At 69.8% G+C, this 14,225-nt stretch carries 13 protein-coding genes; 8 read left to right on the top strand and 5 right to left on the bottom strand.

The window, feature by feature from the left end:
• Positions 1–18: 18 nt before the first annotated feature.
• Genes ACIQXM_RS08395 through ACIQXM_RS08365 form a run of 7 tightly spaced genes read left to right on the top strand, consistent with a single transcriptional unit; the run spans position 19 to position 6,725 of the window.
• Positions 19–555 (top strand): D-glycero-alpha-D-manno-heptose-1,7-bisphosphate 7-phosphatase, encoded by a 537-nt coding sequence (locus ACIQXM_RS08395; protein ID WP_400930353.1) that lies wholly within the window; start codon positions 19–21, stop codon positions 553–555.
• Positions 552–1,613: a glycosyltransferase family 9 protein gene (locus tag ACIQXM_RS08390; protein WP_400930350.1), complete on the top strand. Its 1,062-nt coding sequence runs from the start codon at positions 552–554 to the stop codon at positions 1,611–1,613. Before ACIQXM_RS08395 ends, ACIQXM_RS08390 begins: the two co-directional genes overlap by 4 nt.
• Positions 1,610–2,674 (top strand): glycosyltransferase, encoded by a 1,065-nt coding sequence (locus ACIQXM_RS08385; protein ID WP_400930347.1) that lies wholly within the window; start codon positions 1,610–1,612, stop codon positions 2,672–2,674. Before ACIQXM_RS08390 ends, ACIQXM_RS08385 begins: the two co-directional genes overlap by 4 nt.
• Positions 2,671–3,936 (top strand): glycosyltransferase, encoded by a 1,266-nt coding sequence (locus tag ACIQXM_RS08380; protein WP_400930344.1) that lies wholly within the window; start codon positions 2,671–2,673, stop codon positions 3,934–3,936. Before ACIQXM_RS08385 ends, ACIQXM_RS08380 begins: the two co-directional genes overlap by 4 nt.
• Positions 3,933–4,616, top strand: a complete 684-nt coding sequence (locus ACIQXM_RS08375; protein ID WP_400930341.1) for an SIS domain-containing protein — start codon at positions 3,933–3,935, stop codon at positions 4,614–4,616. The genes ACIQXM_RS08380 and ACIQXM_RS08375 overlap by 4 nt, the downstream gene beginning before the upstream one ends.
• Entirely contained in the window at positions 4,613–5,974 is a 1,362-nt protein-coding gene (locus tag ACIQXM_RS08370; protein ID WP_400930339.1) for a PfkB family carbohydrate kinase, read from the top strand. The genes ACIQXM_RS08375 and ACIQXM_RS08370 overlap by 4 nt, the downstream gene beginning before the upstream one ends.
• Before the next feature lie 49 nt (positions 5,975–6,023).
• The gene (locus ACIQXM_RS08365; RefSeq protein WP_400930336.1) at positions 6,024–6,725 is read left to right on the top strand and encodes an SDR family oxidoreductase; all 702 of its coding nucleotides are present in this window, start codon (positions 6,024–6,026) and stop codon (positions 6,723–6,725) included.
• A 42-nt stretch (positions 6,726–6,767) separates the two neighbouring features.
• Here ACIQXM_RS08365 and ACIQXM_RS08360 read toward each other — a convergent pair whose 3' ends face one another.
• The 4 genes from ACIQXM_RS08360 to ACIQXM_RS08345 are packed head-to-tail and all read right to left on the bottom strand — an operon-like array spanning position 6,768 to position 12,214.
• Positions 6,768–7,610: a heme ABC transporter ATP-binding protein gene (locus ACIQXM_RS08360; RefSeq protein ID WP_400930333.1), complete on the bottom strand. Its 843-nt coding sequence runs from the start codon at positions 7,608–7,610 to the stop codon at positions 6,768–6,770.
• Positions 7,611–7,612: 2 nt separating this feature from the next.
• Positions 7,613–8,749 carry a FecCD family ABC transporter permease gene (locus ACIQXM_RS08355; RefSeq protein WP_400930330.1) on the bottom strand — a complete coding sequence of 379 codons (1,137 nt, stop codon included), beginning with the start codon at positions 8,747–8,749 and terminating at the stop codon, positions 7,613–7,615.
• The gene (locus ACIQXM_RS08350) at positions 8,746–9,891 is read right to left on the bottom strand and encodes a hemin ABC transporter substrate-binding protein (RefSeq protein WP_400930327.1); all 1,146 of its coding nucleotides are present in this window, start codon (positions 9,889–9,891) and stop codon (positions 8,746–8,748) included. Before ACIQXM_RS08350 ends, ACIQXM_RS08355 begins: the two co-directional genes overlap by 4 nt.
• Complete coding sequence (locus tag ACIQXM_RS08345) at positions 9,884–12,214, bottom strand: HtaA domain-containing protein (RefSeq protein ID WP_400930324.1); 2,331 nt, start codon at positions 12,212–12,214, stop codon at positions 9,884–9,886. The genes ACIQXM_RS08350 and ACIQXM_RS08345 overlap by 8 nt, the downstream gene beginning before the upstream one ends.
• Positions 12,215–12,345: 131 nt before the next feature.
• Between ACIQXM_RS08345 and ACIQXM_RS08340 the strand changes: the two genes are divergently transcribed.
• On the top strand, positions 12,346–12,996 hold the full coding sequence (locus ACIQXM_RS08340) for a heme oxygenase (biliverdin-producing) (protein WP_400930321.1): 651 nt from the start codon (positions 12,346–12,348) through the stop codon (positions 12,994–12,996).
• 60 nt (positions 12,997–13,056) lie between these two features.
• On the opposite strand, the gene ACIQXM_RS08335 is transcribed toward ACIQXM_RS08340, so the two are convergent.
• Positions 13,057–14,223, bottom strand: a complete 1,167-nt coding sequence (locus ACIQXM_RS08335) for a glycosyltransferase family 9 protein (protein ID WP_400930319.1) — start codon at positions 14,221–14,223, stop codon at positions 13,057–13,059.
• Positions 14,224–14,225: the final 2 nt, after the last annotated feature.

Raw genomic sequence — 14,225 nt, 5'->3', positions numbered from 1 at the left:
ATGGGGAACAAGTTCCTTATGCGACATCAGGAGCCAGAAAGGCCGCGGGCGGTGCTCTTCGACCGGGACGGAACATTGGTGTGCGACGTCCCCTATAACGGCAACCCTGACCTGGTGGTCCCCTTTCCCCGCGCGGCAGCAGCGCTGCGGACACTTCGCCGGCAGGGAATCCGGACGGGGGTGGTCAGCAACCAGTCCGGGATAGCACGCGGACTGCTCACGCCCGCCCAGGTGGCCGCCGTCAACGCCCGCGTGGATGAACTGCTGGGCCCGTTCGATGTCTGGGAAATCTGTCCGCACGGTCCTCAGGATGGCTGCAGCTGCCGCAAACCCGAGCCGGGAATGATCCGCAGCGCCTGCGAGCGCCTGGGGCTGCAGCCCGGGGAAGTGGCCATGATCGGTGACATTGGCGCGGACGTAGAGGCAGCCGAAGCCGCCGGTGCACGCGCGGTCCTGGTTCCAACCGCCGTTACCCGGGCCGAGGAAACCGCTGCCGCCAGGTGCGTGGCCCCTGATCTTGCCGCCGCCGTCGGCATCCTGCTGGGGCATCCGTGACGCGCCGCGTTCTGGTGGCCCGCCTGGACAGTGCCGGGGATGTCCTGCTTGCCGGCCCCGCCGTCCGTGCCGTGGCTGCCGCCGGCAACACCCGCGTCACCTTGCTGTGCGGACCGCAGGGCGCCGACGCCGGCGCCCTGCTGCCCGGGGTGGATTCAGTGCTGACCTGGGCCAGTCCCTGGATTGTCGATCCCGCGCCTGCCGCAACCGGCTCCGCCATCGCCGCACTGGAAGCCGGCGTCCGTCATGAGCAGATCAACGAAGCGGTCATCCTGACCTCCTTCCACCAGTCACCGCTGCCGCTGGCGCTGGTGCTGCGGCTCGCCGGCGTTGCCCGGATCACCGGTGCCTCCGTGGACTACGCCGGTTCCCTGCTGGATGTCCGGCTCAAACCCGGGGAAGACTTCCCGGAAGACCAGCCGGAAGCAGAGCGGGCCCTTCAGATCGCCGCAGCAGCGGGCTATCGCCTCCCGCCGGACGACGACGGTCGGCTGCGCCTGTCCGGCACCGCCGACGTCCGGGATCTGGTGGGACCCGGCCCGTACATTGTGGTTCATCCCGGGGCTGCGGTTCCGGCGCGGGCCTGGCCGGCCCTGCACCACGCAGCCGCCGTGGAGCTGCTCACCGCCGCCGGACACCGGGTCATCGTCACCGGCGGACCCGGGGAAACCCGGCTGACCGCCACCGTGGCGGGGGTTGCCGGCCTGGATTTGGGCGGGCGCACCGATCTTCGCACCCTGGCCGGTGTGCTGGCCGGCGCGTCGGCCGCCGTCGTCGGCAATACCGGCCCGGCCCATCTGGCCGCTGCCGTGGGAACGCCTGTCGTGAGCCTTTTTGCTCCCGTGGTGCCGGCAGTGCGCTGGGCGCCGTACCGGGTGCCGCTGGAACTGCTGGGCGACCAGAACGCACCCTGCCGGCTCAGCCGCGCCCGCATCTGTCCGGTACCGGGCCACCCCTGTCTTTCCGGCGTAACACCGGAGCAGGTGGTGGAGGCAGTGCACCGCTTGACCACCGGAGTGAGATCCCTGGGAACACGCAGAGAAACGAGGACTGTATGAGGATCCTGCTGTGGCATGTGCACGGCGGCTGGATGGAAGCCTTCGTCCGGGGCGGGCATGAGTACATCCTCCCGGCATCGGCGGAGGGCGGAGCCTGGGGGCTGGGCCGGGGCGGACGGGACTGGCCGGATACAGCCGTCGAATGCGCGCCGGAGAACCTGCGGAACCAGGAGATCGATGCCGTGGTGCTGCAGCGCCCCGAAGAGATAGCCGCCTGCGAACGCCTGCTGGGCCGCCGGCCCGGAGTTGACCTGCCGGCGGTGTATCTGGAGCACAACACCCCCAAGGGCAGCGTTCCCTCTGCCGTCCACCCGCTGGCCGGCCAGAGCAGCATCCCCGTCATCCACGTGACGCACTTCAACAATCTCTTCTGGGACAGCGGCAGGGCCCCCTCCCGGGTGATTGAGCACGGCATCCCGGACCCCGGTTACCGGTACACCGGCGTCCGGGAACACCTGGGCGTGGTCATCAACGAGCCGGTGCGCCGGTGGCGGGTGACCGGCACGGACCTGCTGCCGCAGTTTGCCCGGGCAGCCAGGCTGGAGGTTTTTGGCATGGGAACACAAGGGCTTCCCGCCGCCACCGGCCTGGGCGCGGATGAACTGACCGTCCGGGGGGACCTGCCGACCGGGGAACTGCATACACAGCTGGCCGGGTGCAGGGTGTACGTCCATCCCATGCGGTGGACCTCCCTGGGGCTTTCCCTGCTGGAAGCGATGCATTTGGGGCTTCCGGTGCTGGCGCTGGCCACCACCGAAGCCGCCCGGGCCGTGCCGCCGGAGGCCGGAACCGTCTCCGCGAATGTTCAGGAGCTGGTGCAGAGGGCAGCGCACCTGATCCGTGAGCCCGGTGAAGCACGGCAGCAGGGCCTGGCTGCCCGGAGCTTTGCCCTGCACCACTATGGCCTGGACGCTTTCCTGGCGGCCTGGGACAACACGCTGTCGGATATCACCACGCGGGCCGGCGGGCGGCTCCCCGTTTTCGAGGACCCTGCCGTCGCTGACCTGCCGGTTGCGCGGCCTACGGAACTGTCAAGTGCTGTTGGAGGGGGCAAGCAGTGAAAATCTCAATGGTGTCCGAACATGCCAGTCCACTGGCGGCGCTGGGCGGCGTGGATGCGGGCGGGCAGAACGTGCATGTAGCGGCGCTGTCCCTGGCGCTGGCCCGCCGCGGGCACTCCGTGCGCATCTACACCCGCCGCGATGATCCGGCCCTGCCGGCCGTGGTGCCGGTAGGGCCGGGCCTGGACGTGGTGCACGTGGATGCCGGACCGGCGCGGGTGCTGCCCAAGGACCACCTGCTGCCCTACATGAGTGAACTGGCGGACGGGATCTCCGCTGACTGGGGCTCCGCTCCCCCTGACGTGGTGCACGGGCACTTCTGGATGTCCGGGGTGGCGGCCCTGGATGCCGCACGCCGCTTCGATACCCAGGGTTATCCGGTGCCGGTGCTGCAAACCTTCCATGCCCTCGGCACGGTGAAGAAACGGCATCAGGGCACCGAGGACACCAGTCCGCCTGAGCGCACCTGGCTGGAACCGTCGGTGGGTCGCAACGCGGACCGGATCATCGCCACCTGCTCGGACGAGGTCTTTGAACTCAAGGCCCTGGGTATTCCGGGGCATCGCATCTCCGTTGCCCCCTGCGGGGTGGACCTGGACCTGTTCGGTTCCGCCGGTCCGGCCGAGCCGCGCAACCGGCGGTGGCGGATTGCCGCCGTCGGCCGGCTGGTCCCGCGCAAGGGCATTGATCTGGCGGTCCAGGCGGTGGCGCTGCTGGCAGAACGCGGAATGAACGACGTCGAACTCCTGATCGTCGGCGGGGCCTCCGACTCCGCCGGGCTGGCCTCCGATCCCGAAGCCCGGCGCCTGCTGGCGCTGGCCCGGGACCTGGGCGTCGGAGACCGGGTCCTGCTGCGGGGGCAGGTCCCGCGCGAGGAAATGCCCGCGGTGCTGCGCAGCGCCGACGCGGTGGTGTGCACGCCCTGGTACGAACCGTTCGGCATTGTTCCGCTGGAGGCCATGGCCTGCGGGGTTCCGGTGGTGGCCTCGGCCGTGGGCGGGCTCATCGACACGGTGGTGCACGGCAAGACCGGGCTTCACGTGCCGCCGAAAGATCCGGAGGCGCTGGCCAAGGCGCTGGCCGAGCTGCTTCAGGATCCCGGATATGCCACCCGTCTGGGCGCCGCGGGCCGGCAGCGGGCGAGGGCACGCTATTCCTGGGACCGCGTGGCCGCTGACACCGAAAAGGCCTACCAGAGCGCCGTGAGCCGGACGGCCGCCGCCGGGCAGGCCAGCCTGCAACCGCTGGGAGGCGCATTGTGAACGCCGAAACCACCACGGCCGCAGCCGCCGGAACCGGGTTGGCCGGGACCATGGGTACGGATACCCGGCCCGCCCCGGCCGCACCCCATGCCGCCGCCCATCGGGCGGTGCTGCAGCACTTCAGCGATCTGGCACCGGCGGTGGCTTCCGTTCAGGCGCAGGCCCGGCAGCTCACCGCCTGGGGGGTGGAGCTGGCCGGCCGGCTCCTGGCCGGCCAGCGGCTGCTTGCCGCCGGCAACGGCGGATCCGCGGCGGAGGCGCAGCACCTGACCGCGGAGCTGGTGGGCCGGTTCGACGGCGACCGGCGCCCGTTCTCGGCCATCGCCCTGCACGCGGACACCTCGGCCGTCACGGCAATAGCGAATGATTACGGGTTCGATCAGCTCTTTGCCCGGCAGGTGCTGGGCCACGGACGCCGCGGTGATGTCCTGGTCCTGCTGTCCACCAGCGGACAAAGCCCCAATCTGCTGGCCGCCGCTGAAGCCGCCCGCAACCTAGGCCTCAGTACCTGGGCCCTGACCGGGCGCGGACCCAATCCCTTGAGCATCGCCTGTGATGAGGCGGTATGTATCGACGCCCGCCCGGCCAACGCCCAGGAAGCCCATCTGATTGCCGTCCACGCACTCTGCCGCGCTTTCGACGCGGAAGTGCAGCGCCGCAGCGGAGAGGAACAGTCATGAGAATTGTGGTGGTGGGCGATGTTCTGCTGGACACCGATATCACGGGAAGCGCGCAGCGGCTGTCCCCGGACGCCCCCGTGCCGGTGGTGGAGGTGGAGACGGTTCGGCGGCGCGCCGGCGGCGCCGGCCTGGTGGCCTGGATGCTGCAGCGCGACGGCCACGAGGTACAGCTGGTTACGGTTCTGTCCGACGACGGCGCCGCCGGGGAACTGCGCGCTGCGCTCGCAGGCATTTCGCTGGCTGCCGGGCCGTCAGGCGTTCCCACTCCGGTGAAGACCCGGATCCGCGCCGGGGCGCAGGCTGTGGTGCGCTTTGACGAGGGCTGCGCGCCGCCCGCGGTGCCGGAGGTGACCGAGGAGATGCTCAGCGCAGTTGCCGCGGCGGAAACCGTGATTGTGGCGGACTACGGCCGCGGCCTGACCGGAAACCCGCGGCTAAGGACCGTGCTGGAAGGACTGGCCGGACGGATTCCCGTGGTCTGGGATCCGCACCCTGCCGGGGCTGAACCGGTGCCCGGTGTCACTGCGGTTACTCCCAATCTCCCCGAGGCGCTGCGCGGCGCAGGCGTTTCCGGCGGCGGGGTTTCCGCGGCCGTGCGGGCTGCCGAACGGCTGCTTGAGCGGTGGCAAAGCCGCTCCGTCGTGGTGACCCTCGGCGCCCTGGGTGCACTGGTCCTGCCGCGGTCCGGGCTGCCCCAGGTGATCCCGGCGCCGCACGTGTCCACCTCGGACACCTGCGGCGCCGGGGACAGGTTCGCGGCCACACTGGCCCTTGGCCTGCACCGGGGCCAGCCGCTGGAATCCGCGGCCGAGAAAGCCGTTCTGGCCGCCGCGGGTTTCCTGGCCGGAGGCGGTGTTGCCTCCCTGCACCGGGACAAGGAGCCCGCCCGGCTGCACAGCGAAAGCCTCGACGCGCTGCATGCCGCGCAGCAGGTCCGCGAGCGCGGGGGAACGGTGGTGGCCACCGGAGGCTGCTTCGACCTGCTCCACGCCGGCCATGCCAGGACCCTTGCGGCGGCCCGGAGGCTCGGAGACTGCCTCATTGTGGTGCTGAATTCGGACAGCTCCGTCCGGCGGCTTAAAGGGACCCAGCGGCCGATCATCGGCGAGGAGGACCGCGCCGAACTGCTGCTGTCCCTGGGCTGCGTGGACGGCGTCCTGGTCTTTGACGAGGACACTCCCGAGGCGGTGCTGGAGCGGCTGCGCCCTGACATCTGGGTCAAGGGCGGGGATTACCGCGAGGACCAGCTTCCCGAAGCCGGCCTGGTTAGGACCTGGGGCGGAGAAACCGTGACCGTTCCCTACCATCCGGCCCGATCCACCACGGCCCTTGCCGCTGCTTTGGCCCAGGTGGGCTGAGCAGCCTTGTTCCACTACGAATCCGGAAACCCTTCTGAAAGGAAAAAGCATGTCCTTGAATCTCTCCAACCCCGGCCGGGTGCTGGTCACCGGCGGAGGCTCCGGCCTGGGCGCCGCCGTCGTCCGCGCAGTGACCGAAGCCGGCGGAACCGCCGTCGTGCTGGACCGCGACATCAGCAGCGTTACTGAAGCGAAGGCCTTTGAAGTGGACGTGGCGGACCGCGCGGCCGTGGAAGCCGCTGTGCGGGAAGCGGCGGAGTCCCTGGGCGGGCTGGACGCAGTGGTGACGGCTGCCGGGATCGACCGCTGCGGGCGGCTCGAAGACGTAGCCGCGCAGGAATGGGAAAAAGTCATAGGCGTGAACCTTCTGGGCACCGTGTCAGTGATCCGCGCTGCGCTGCCCTACCTCCTGGAGAGCCATGGCCGTGCCGTCACCGTGGCGTCGAGCCTGGGGATCAAGGCGGTTTCCGACGCCACCGCCTACTGTGCCTCAAAGTTTGGGGTGGTGGGTTTCAGCCGTGCCCTCGCCGCGGAAACCCGCGGCCGGATGGGCGTGACCACCATGATCCCTTCCGGCATGAAGACGAACTTCTTCGATGACCGCACGGAGCAGTACAAACCGCAGGACGATTCCCGGCTCAATGATCCAATGCGAGTGGCGGAGGCCATCTTGTTTGCGCTGCACCAGCCACAGGGGTGCGAGGTAAGGGAAATGGTGATCTGCCACGAGGAGGAGGACTCCTGGCCCTGATCCTGCGGGCCCTGTCGACCGTGCAAGGAGCCCCAGTTCCCGTCAGCGCACCGGGGCGACGCGGAGCCGGCCCGACTCCCCAAGGCGGAAAACCTCAAGGGGCGTGCCGTACACGTCGCTGAGGATCTCCGCCTTGCAGATGTCCGCCACGCTTCCGGCGGCGCGGATCCGCCCGTCCTGCAAGAGGACCAGCCGGTCCGCATAGGCGGCCGCGGCATCCAGGTCATGGAGGACGACGGCGACGGCGGCTCCCTCCGCGGCCAGCCGGCGGCAGGTTTTCAGGGTCTGTTCCTGGTGCCGGATGTCCATGGCGGACACCGGCTCGTCGAGCAGCAGCACGCTGCCCTGCTGCGCCAGGACGCGGGACAGTGCGGTGCGCTGGCGTTCCCCGCCGGACAGCAGGGTCACGCTGCGTCCGGCCAGTTCCCGGATGCCGGTGATGTCCATGGCCTGGTTCACCACGACACCGTCCTCATGTTCCCGGGGCGTCTTCCGCCACGGGTTGCGGCCCATCTGCACCACTTCCTGCACGGGAAAAGGAAAAGCGACCGAGGTGTCCTGGGCCATGACGGCCCGCCGGCGCGCGGCGTCACCGGTTTTCCAGGAGCGCAGCGGGCGTCCGTCCAGTTCCACCGTGCCGGAATCCGGAACGGCGTCGCCGGTCAGGACGGAGAGCAGCGTGGACTTTCCGGCTCCGTTGGGGCCGATGATCACGGTGACCTCGCCCGGATGCAGCGTCAGGGAGATGCCCCGCAGCACCGGCTGCCCGCACGGGGCATAGACGACGTCCACGGCCGCCAGCAGCGGGCCGGCGTCGGGCTGATTTGGCAGGGCGGGCACAGGCCCAGTGGTTCCGGGAGTTTTCCGGCGGGTGGTCGGTGCCATGGTCAGAGCACTCCTTGTCGGCGGAGGGTCCTGCGCAGCAGCAGGAAGAAAACGGGGCCACCCACCAGGGCGGTGAAGATTCCGATCGGCAGGTCCGCGTAGGCGATGGCGGTCCGGGCCACCAGGTCCGCCCCGGAGAGCAGCAGCGCACCGGCGACCGCGGACAGCGGAATCAGGTACCGGTGCGAGGGACCGGTCACCAGGCGCAGCGCGTGGGGCACGATCAGGCCCACGAAGCCGATGACGCCGGCATACGCCACGGCCGCCGATGTCAGGAGCGCAACACAGACAATCGCCGCGATTCGCAGCCGTTCCACGTTCACGCCCGAGTGCCGGGCGGCCTGCTCGCCGAGGGCCAGCAGGTCAAGCCGGCGGGACATTCCCAGGACACCGGCGGTGCCCGCCGCCAGGACGACGGCGACAGCGCCCACGGCGGTCCAAGTGGCCCCGCCCAGGGATCCCATCTGCCAGAAGACAATCTGTTCGCGGCTGGAGGTGTCCGCCACGAAGACCAGGAAGGAAATGACCGCGCCGGCAACGGCGTTGACCGCAATGCCGGTAAGGACCAGGGTCAGCACGATGGACCGGTTTCCGGAGCGGGAGAGCAGGTAGACGGCTGCTGTGGTCACGAGACCGCCGGCGAAGGCGGCGGCCGGCAGGGCAAACGGTGTGAGGGCGTCGAAGCCCAGGACAATCACCAGGCAGGCTCCCACGGCAGCACCGGATCCCACGCCGATGACGCCGGGCTCGGCCAGCGGGTTGCCGAAGACTCCCTGCATGACGGCGCCGGCCATGCCCAGGGCCGCGCCTACGAGCAGGCCCAGGACCAGCCGGGGGAAGCGGACGCTCCACAGGGTGCCGTCCACAAGGACAGCTGACGGGTCGGTCGCCGGAGTACCCGCGATCCGGCGCTGGAGGGATTCGATGATGTCCGGCACGGCGATCGGAAACTGGCCGGCCGCCGCCGAGGCCAGCAGCAGCAGGACCAGTGCCAGCGACAGCAGTGTGCCCAGTACTGCGGCCCGGCGTCCGCTCCGGCCTCCCGCAGCGGACGGCCGGGAAATCGCCGGCGGCGCAGCCGGTGCAACTCGCGCCGTCGTTTCCGACGCAGTCGTTCCGGCCCGGACGGGCGCTGTCACTGCGGCTCCTCGGTGCTTCCCGGCGCGTAGAGCGCGTGGGCGGCGGCCAGCAGCGTGGCTGGGGTGCCGGGACCGAAGTTCAGTGCCTGCCCGTCCGGCAGGTCCACGATGCGCCGGTTCTGTCCTGCTGCGGTCTGTGCAACTCCGGGCCGCTTCAGCAGCCCGTCCACGCCGCCGGTGGATTCCAGTCCGGCGCTCATCACCAGCAGGACCTCGGGGTTCAGCGCTGCCAGGGCTTCGGCGTTGGCCGGCCGGGTGCCGGCCAGGCCGGCATCGGAGGCGACGTCGCGGGCGCCGAGTTCGTTGATCAGGCCGTCGGCGCCGCTGCCTTCACCCAGGATGAAGAACACCGCTCCGGTGCCGCGGATATACAGGAAAGCGGCTCCGGGCTGCTCCGCCGGCACCATGGCGGCGATGTCCCGGCGTGCCGCTGCCAGCTCGGCGGCAACGCGCGCATTGAGCTGGTCGGCGGCCTCTTTCACGCCCAGGGCGGTTCCCACGGCACTAATGGCGTCGTCAATTCCGTCCACGGACCGGGCGGGATCAAAATACACGACGGTGATCCCGGCGTCGGCTAGCTGCTGCAGTGTTTCCGGCGGTCCAATGGTCTTGTCCGCCAGCACCACGGTGGGTCCCAGGGCCAGGATGGCTTCGGCGTTCAATTCGTGGCCGCTGGCCGTCACCGTGGGCAGGTCATTCATGGTGGAGTCGGTGTCCGAGGTGGTGCGTCCCACCAGGTTCTCTCCCAGGCCCAGCCCGATCACGGTCTGCGCCAGGGTGCTGTAAAGGTCTAGGGCGAGAATCCGCGAGGCATCGCGGACGGTGACCTGGGCTCCGGAGAAGTCGGTGAAGGTTGCCGGCAGCGCCGGGGATGGTGCTGCCGTCACCGGAACGATGTCGGCGATCGGCGCCGCGGTGGAGGGGCCGGTAAGGTCCGCGGCCGTCGCCGGCTGCTCTGAAGGGATGCCCGCATCGGGGTTCCCGGTGGCAGGCGCTGAAACCGTAGCCGTGGACGGCGCGGAGGCGGGGCCCGCCGGCGCGGCGGCCGCACATCCCGAAAGAATCAGGACGGCGGCCGCCGCGAAGGCGATGCCTGCTGCGGAACGGACGCGGAGGCTGCCCGGTGTGCTTGGGTTAGACATGGGCCGCGCGGCCTCGTCGTGCTGCCAGCGTCAGGCCGGCACCCAGGAGCAGGGCCAGGGCCGCGGCGCCGACCAGGACGGAGGTGCCCCCGAGGCCGGTGCTGGCCAGCGACCCGACCGGGTTTCCGTTTTCGTCCACCAGGACAGAGGAGCAGTCGGTGGCGTCACCCAGCGGGAAGGTAAAGCTGACCGGATCCAGGGCCGCGCCTGCCTCGTAGAAGCCCGCGAAGGCTGCAGCGCCTTCTGCGGTCAGGGTGGCCGGCGCTCCGGCAACCGATACCGCGCCGGCGCCGACGCTGACGCCGGAGAGGTCAAGGGCCGCGAACGGCACGCCGCTGTGGACGCTGCGGTTCCCGTCCATGTCCGAGGACTCAACGGTGGCGATCAGGACGCCGGTGCCGGAACCGGTCTGGCGGATGGAGATCCCGGACAGGGTGAGTTTCAGGGTGTCGCCATGGCCCTGAAAGCTGATGCTGCCGGGGTAGGACACTGCTCCGGTACGGGAATCCGAGGCATAGCTGCCGGTGCCGGAGCCGAAGGAGAATCCGCTGCCGGTGTCGGCGACGCCGTTGACCGTCCAGCCGCCGTTGGCGATGGCCGACCGGATGTAGCTGCGGAAGGAGCTCTTCACACCCCAGTCCAGAGTGGCGCCCTGAACCGCGTTGGAGGTGCAGACGGTGGCGTAGCGGGGCTTGGATTCGGTCTGCTGAACCGCGGCCGGGACCGCGGATTCAGGTGTCTTGTCCGGGCTTGTTCCCGCGCCGGTGTCGTTCCCGCCGGTGCCGGGGGAAACCGTGGGCGGAGGTGCGCCGTTGGTGTCCGGAATGACGGGGGTGGTGCCGGAACCGGGCTTATCAAGGGGCAGCACGAAGCTGACCGGGTCCAGGGCAGCACCGGCCGGATAGAAGTTGGCAAAAGCGGCCACGCCGGCACTGGTCAGGGTGGCCGGGGCGCCGCTGACGCGGATGCTGTCGGCGGTGACGGCCGCTGCGGACAGGTCCACGGTGGCCAATTCGATGCCGGTCAGGACGGTCGGACCGTCCGTGCGGGTTCCCGGTGCCTGCCCGGCGTCGGTCACGTCGGCCCGCAGGACGGCCTCGGACGTGGACCGGAGCTGGACGGCGAGGTTGGAGAAGGTGAGGTCCAGGTCGCCGTCGTGGCCGGTGAAGCGCAGGGTACCGGGGTAGGTGACCAGGCCAGTGGTCGTGGAGGTTTCCACGTTGCCGCTGCCGTTGACCCAGCCGAAGGAGCCCCCGGAGCGGGTGACGCCGTCCAGGGTCCAGCCGCCGTTGGCGACCGGTGAGGACAGATAATCGGTGAAGGAGGACTTGACGCCCCAGCCCAGCGTGGCGCCGGCGACCCGGCTGGCCGTGGCCGGTGCCGACGGTGTCGGAGCCGGCTTTTCGGACGGGGCCGGGGTCGGCTTGTCGGACGGTGCCGGAGTCGGCTCGGGAGTCGGCTCCGGCGTCGGTGCCGGAGCAGTGGGCTCGTCGGTGGGAGTCGGTTCGGGAGTAGGCTCCGATGTGGGCTCCGGCGCCGGCACGGCGGTGGACGGGGTGTAGGACACCGCCGTGCGGGTGGAGAGGTCGACGTCGGTGGCCAGGTGGCCGCGGGCGGTCAGGACGTACAGGTCGCCGGTTTCCAGGCGCGGTCCGACCTCGAAGGTGGTGCTGAAGGTTCCGTCCGGGTTCAGGCCGGCGCCGGCCCGCAGCCACTGGGCGGTGGGGTTGGAGCGGTCGATCGCCGTGGTGCCGGCGTCGGCCAGCGCCACGTAGGCCCCGCGGGAGTCGGGGAGGAATCCGCTGCCGGTGACCGTCAGGGTTCCGCCGTCTTCGGAGAGCGGGGCGGCGGTGACCGAAGGTGCGGGCAGCACGGACACGTCCGTGACAGTGTTCTGGCTGGGATCGCTGAAGCCCTGGCCGTGGGCCTTGGACGTGTACACCGCAAAGCCGGCGTCAGCACCGGGGGGGACGGTGAGGGTGGCAGTGAACGTGCCCTCCGCCGTCATCGGCGTGGTCCGCCCGGCGGCGCCGTCGCCTTCCACGTTTCCGGGAGCTGCCCAGACCGTGTCCGTGGCACCGGAGGTGTAGAAACCGGAAGCACCGGCCGCACCGAGCCCAATGTAGACACCGGGGCTGGCAGCGGTGAAGTCTGATCCGGTGACGGTGACCGTACCTCCCCCTGCATAGACCGGGGTCGTTGTTACTGAGGGGCCTGCGGCGTGTGCCGGAGCGGGCAGGATCAGTGCTCCGGCAACGGCCAGCAGTGCGGCCAGGAATAGCGAGATCAGCCTTCGGGCAGGCGCTCCCAACGGAGTTGTCATCGTGGTCTTTCTTGCTGGAGGGGGAAGATGCGGCGCGAGTGACGCAACAGTCGTAAAGGTAAGGCTAACCTTGCTAGTATCCAAATACGAAACAGAAGCATGACTTAATTCATCCCGACGAAAGATCGACCATGACAACCGAACTCGCCCCGTCCTTTCCTGCGCGACTAAAGGCTGCCACGCAGGCCGACCATGAGGCGGCGGAAAGCTCCGGCTTCATCACGTCGCTGCTCCAGGGGCAGTCAACAGCGGTTGGCTATGTCCGGCTGCTGAGCCAGTACGCCTACATTTACGCCGCCCTGGAAGCGGGAGCGCGGCAGCTGCGGGCCTCCCGGCCAGACCTGGCCGGCGTCCTGGATGAACGTCTGGACCGGATGGCCTCGCTGCAGGCAGACCTGGCGCAGCTCCGCCCGGCACACGGGTTCGCCGAGATTCCGACGGCCCTGGAGTCCACGCAGGCCTACGTGGCGCGGCTGCAGGAGACGGCGCAGACCGATGCCGTGCGCTTCATGGCCCACCATTACCTGCGTTACCTGGGCGATCTTTCCGGCGGCCAGATCATCGGGCGGCTGGTCGGCCGGCACTACGCCATTCCGGGCGAGGCGCTGACCATGTGGGACTTCGCCGGCATCGACAAGCTCAAGCCCTACAAGGATGACTACCGCGGGCACCTGGAGACTGCCGTGGACTCGACGGAGGCGGAAAACGACTTCATTCACGAGGCGGCCTTGGGATTCCGGCTGAACCGGGCACTGTTCGAGGAATTGGCCCGGACCGCTTAGCCGCACCGCTGCGGTTTCCGCGAAGGATTCCGCGAAAGTTCCCGCCGCCGGTTAAGCAGGCTAAGCCGGCGGCGCCGTGCGCAGTTCGGCCACGTCCGCGGACACCGCCGCGGGATCCACCGAGGCGACAAATGAGTCGTCGTGCTCGCAGCGCTCGGCAGTCCAGCCCACCTGGGTGACATCGACTCCGCACACGGGGCAGCGGGATGCCCAGGCCATGTGCACCCGGTGGCGGGTGCGGCCCATGGCCCCGGCGTTGATCACGTTGCCGAACCAGTAAATCCCCACCGTCGGTGTTCCCACCGCCTGTGCCAGGTGCCGCGGACCGCTGTCATTGCCGACCATCACGCTGCTGGCCTTCAGCAGCGCGGCCAGGGTGCCGATGTCCAATTCGCCCGCCACAGAACCAATGTCGGCATTTTGTCCGGCCGCGCCGAGGGCCAGGGCAAGGATCTGTTCGCCCAGAATCCGGTCGCCGTCGTCGCCCACCACCAGCACCCGGCACCCGTTTGCCGCGGCCCGCGCCGCGACATCCGCAAAGGCCGACGCCGGCCAGCGGCGCCGCGGATCCGTGGCGCCGGGGTGCAGGGTTATCAGGTCCCGGCCGGGCGCCAGATAGGCGGCCGCTTTTTCTTCTTCCTCGGGCAGGACCTGAAGCTGCGGTTCCAGCGACACCGGAACGGCGCCCGCCAGACCCGCCACCTCCAGGAAGCGGAGCACCTCGTGCTGGTAATAGACATAGGGAATGGTGCGTTCCAGGTGCACCGCATCAGGTGTCCTTGTTCCCACCGTGTGCTCGGCGCCCAGCTCCAGCAGGAACGGGTTGGAGTTGCGGCCCCCGCCGTGCAGCTGCACGGCCAAATTGAAGTTCCGCTCTCCCATGTCCGCGCGGAACCTCTCTCGGGCAGCCGTATCCACGGCACCCGGGTGGATTCCCGGAGCCGAAGGCAGCACTTCCACGCGCTGCACCGGGCCGGGCCGTCCGTCCAGCAGGGCCGCGTGCAGCGCAGTTCCCAGCAGGGTGATTTCTGCTTCCTGGTAGGCCGCGGCAAGAGCGTCCAGGGCAGGCAGGGCAAACATGAGGTCCCCGAGACCACCGCCGCGCAGCACCGCAATCCGCTCCACTCCGGCGAACCGTTCCAGGACCGGGCCCACCCCGGGGCGCAGCGGCGCAGCCTGCGGCTTCCCGAACGCTGATCCGTCCTGCTCCGCCAATCCGTGCACCATGT

This window comes from Arthrobacter sp. NPDC097144 (assembly GCF_044762205.1).
Taxonomy (GTDB): Bacteria; Actinomycetota; Actinomycetes; order Actinomycetales; family Micrococcaceae; genus Arthrobacter_B.
Note: the sequence above shows the minus strand (reverse complement) of the source record. Positions and strands in the feature narration are given on the sequence as shown.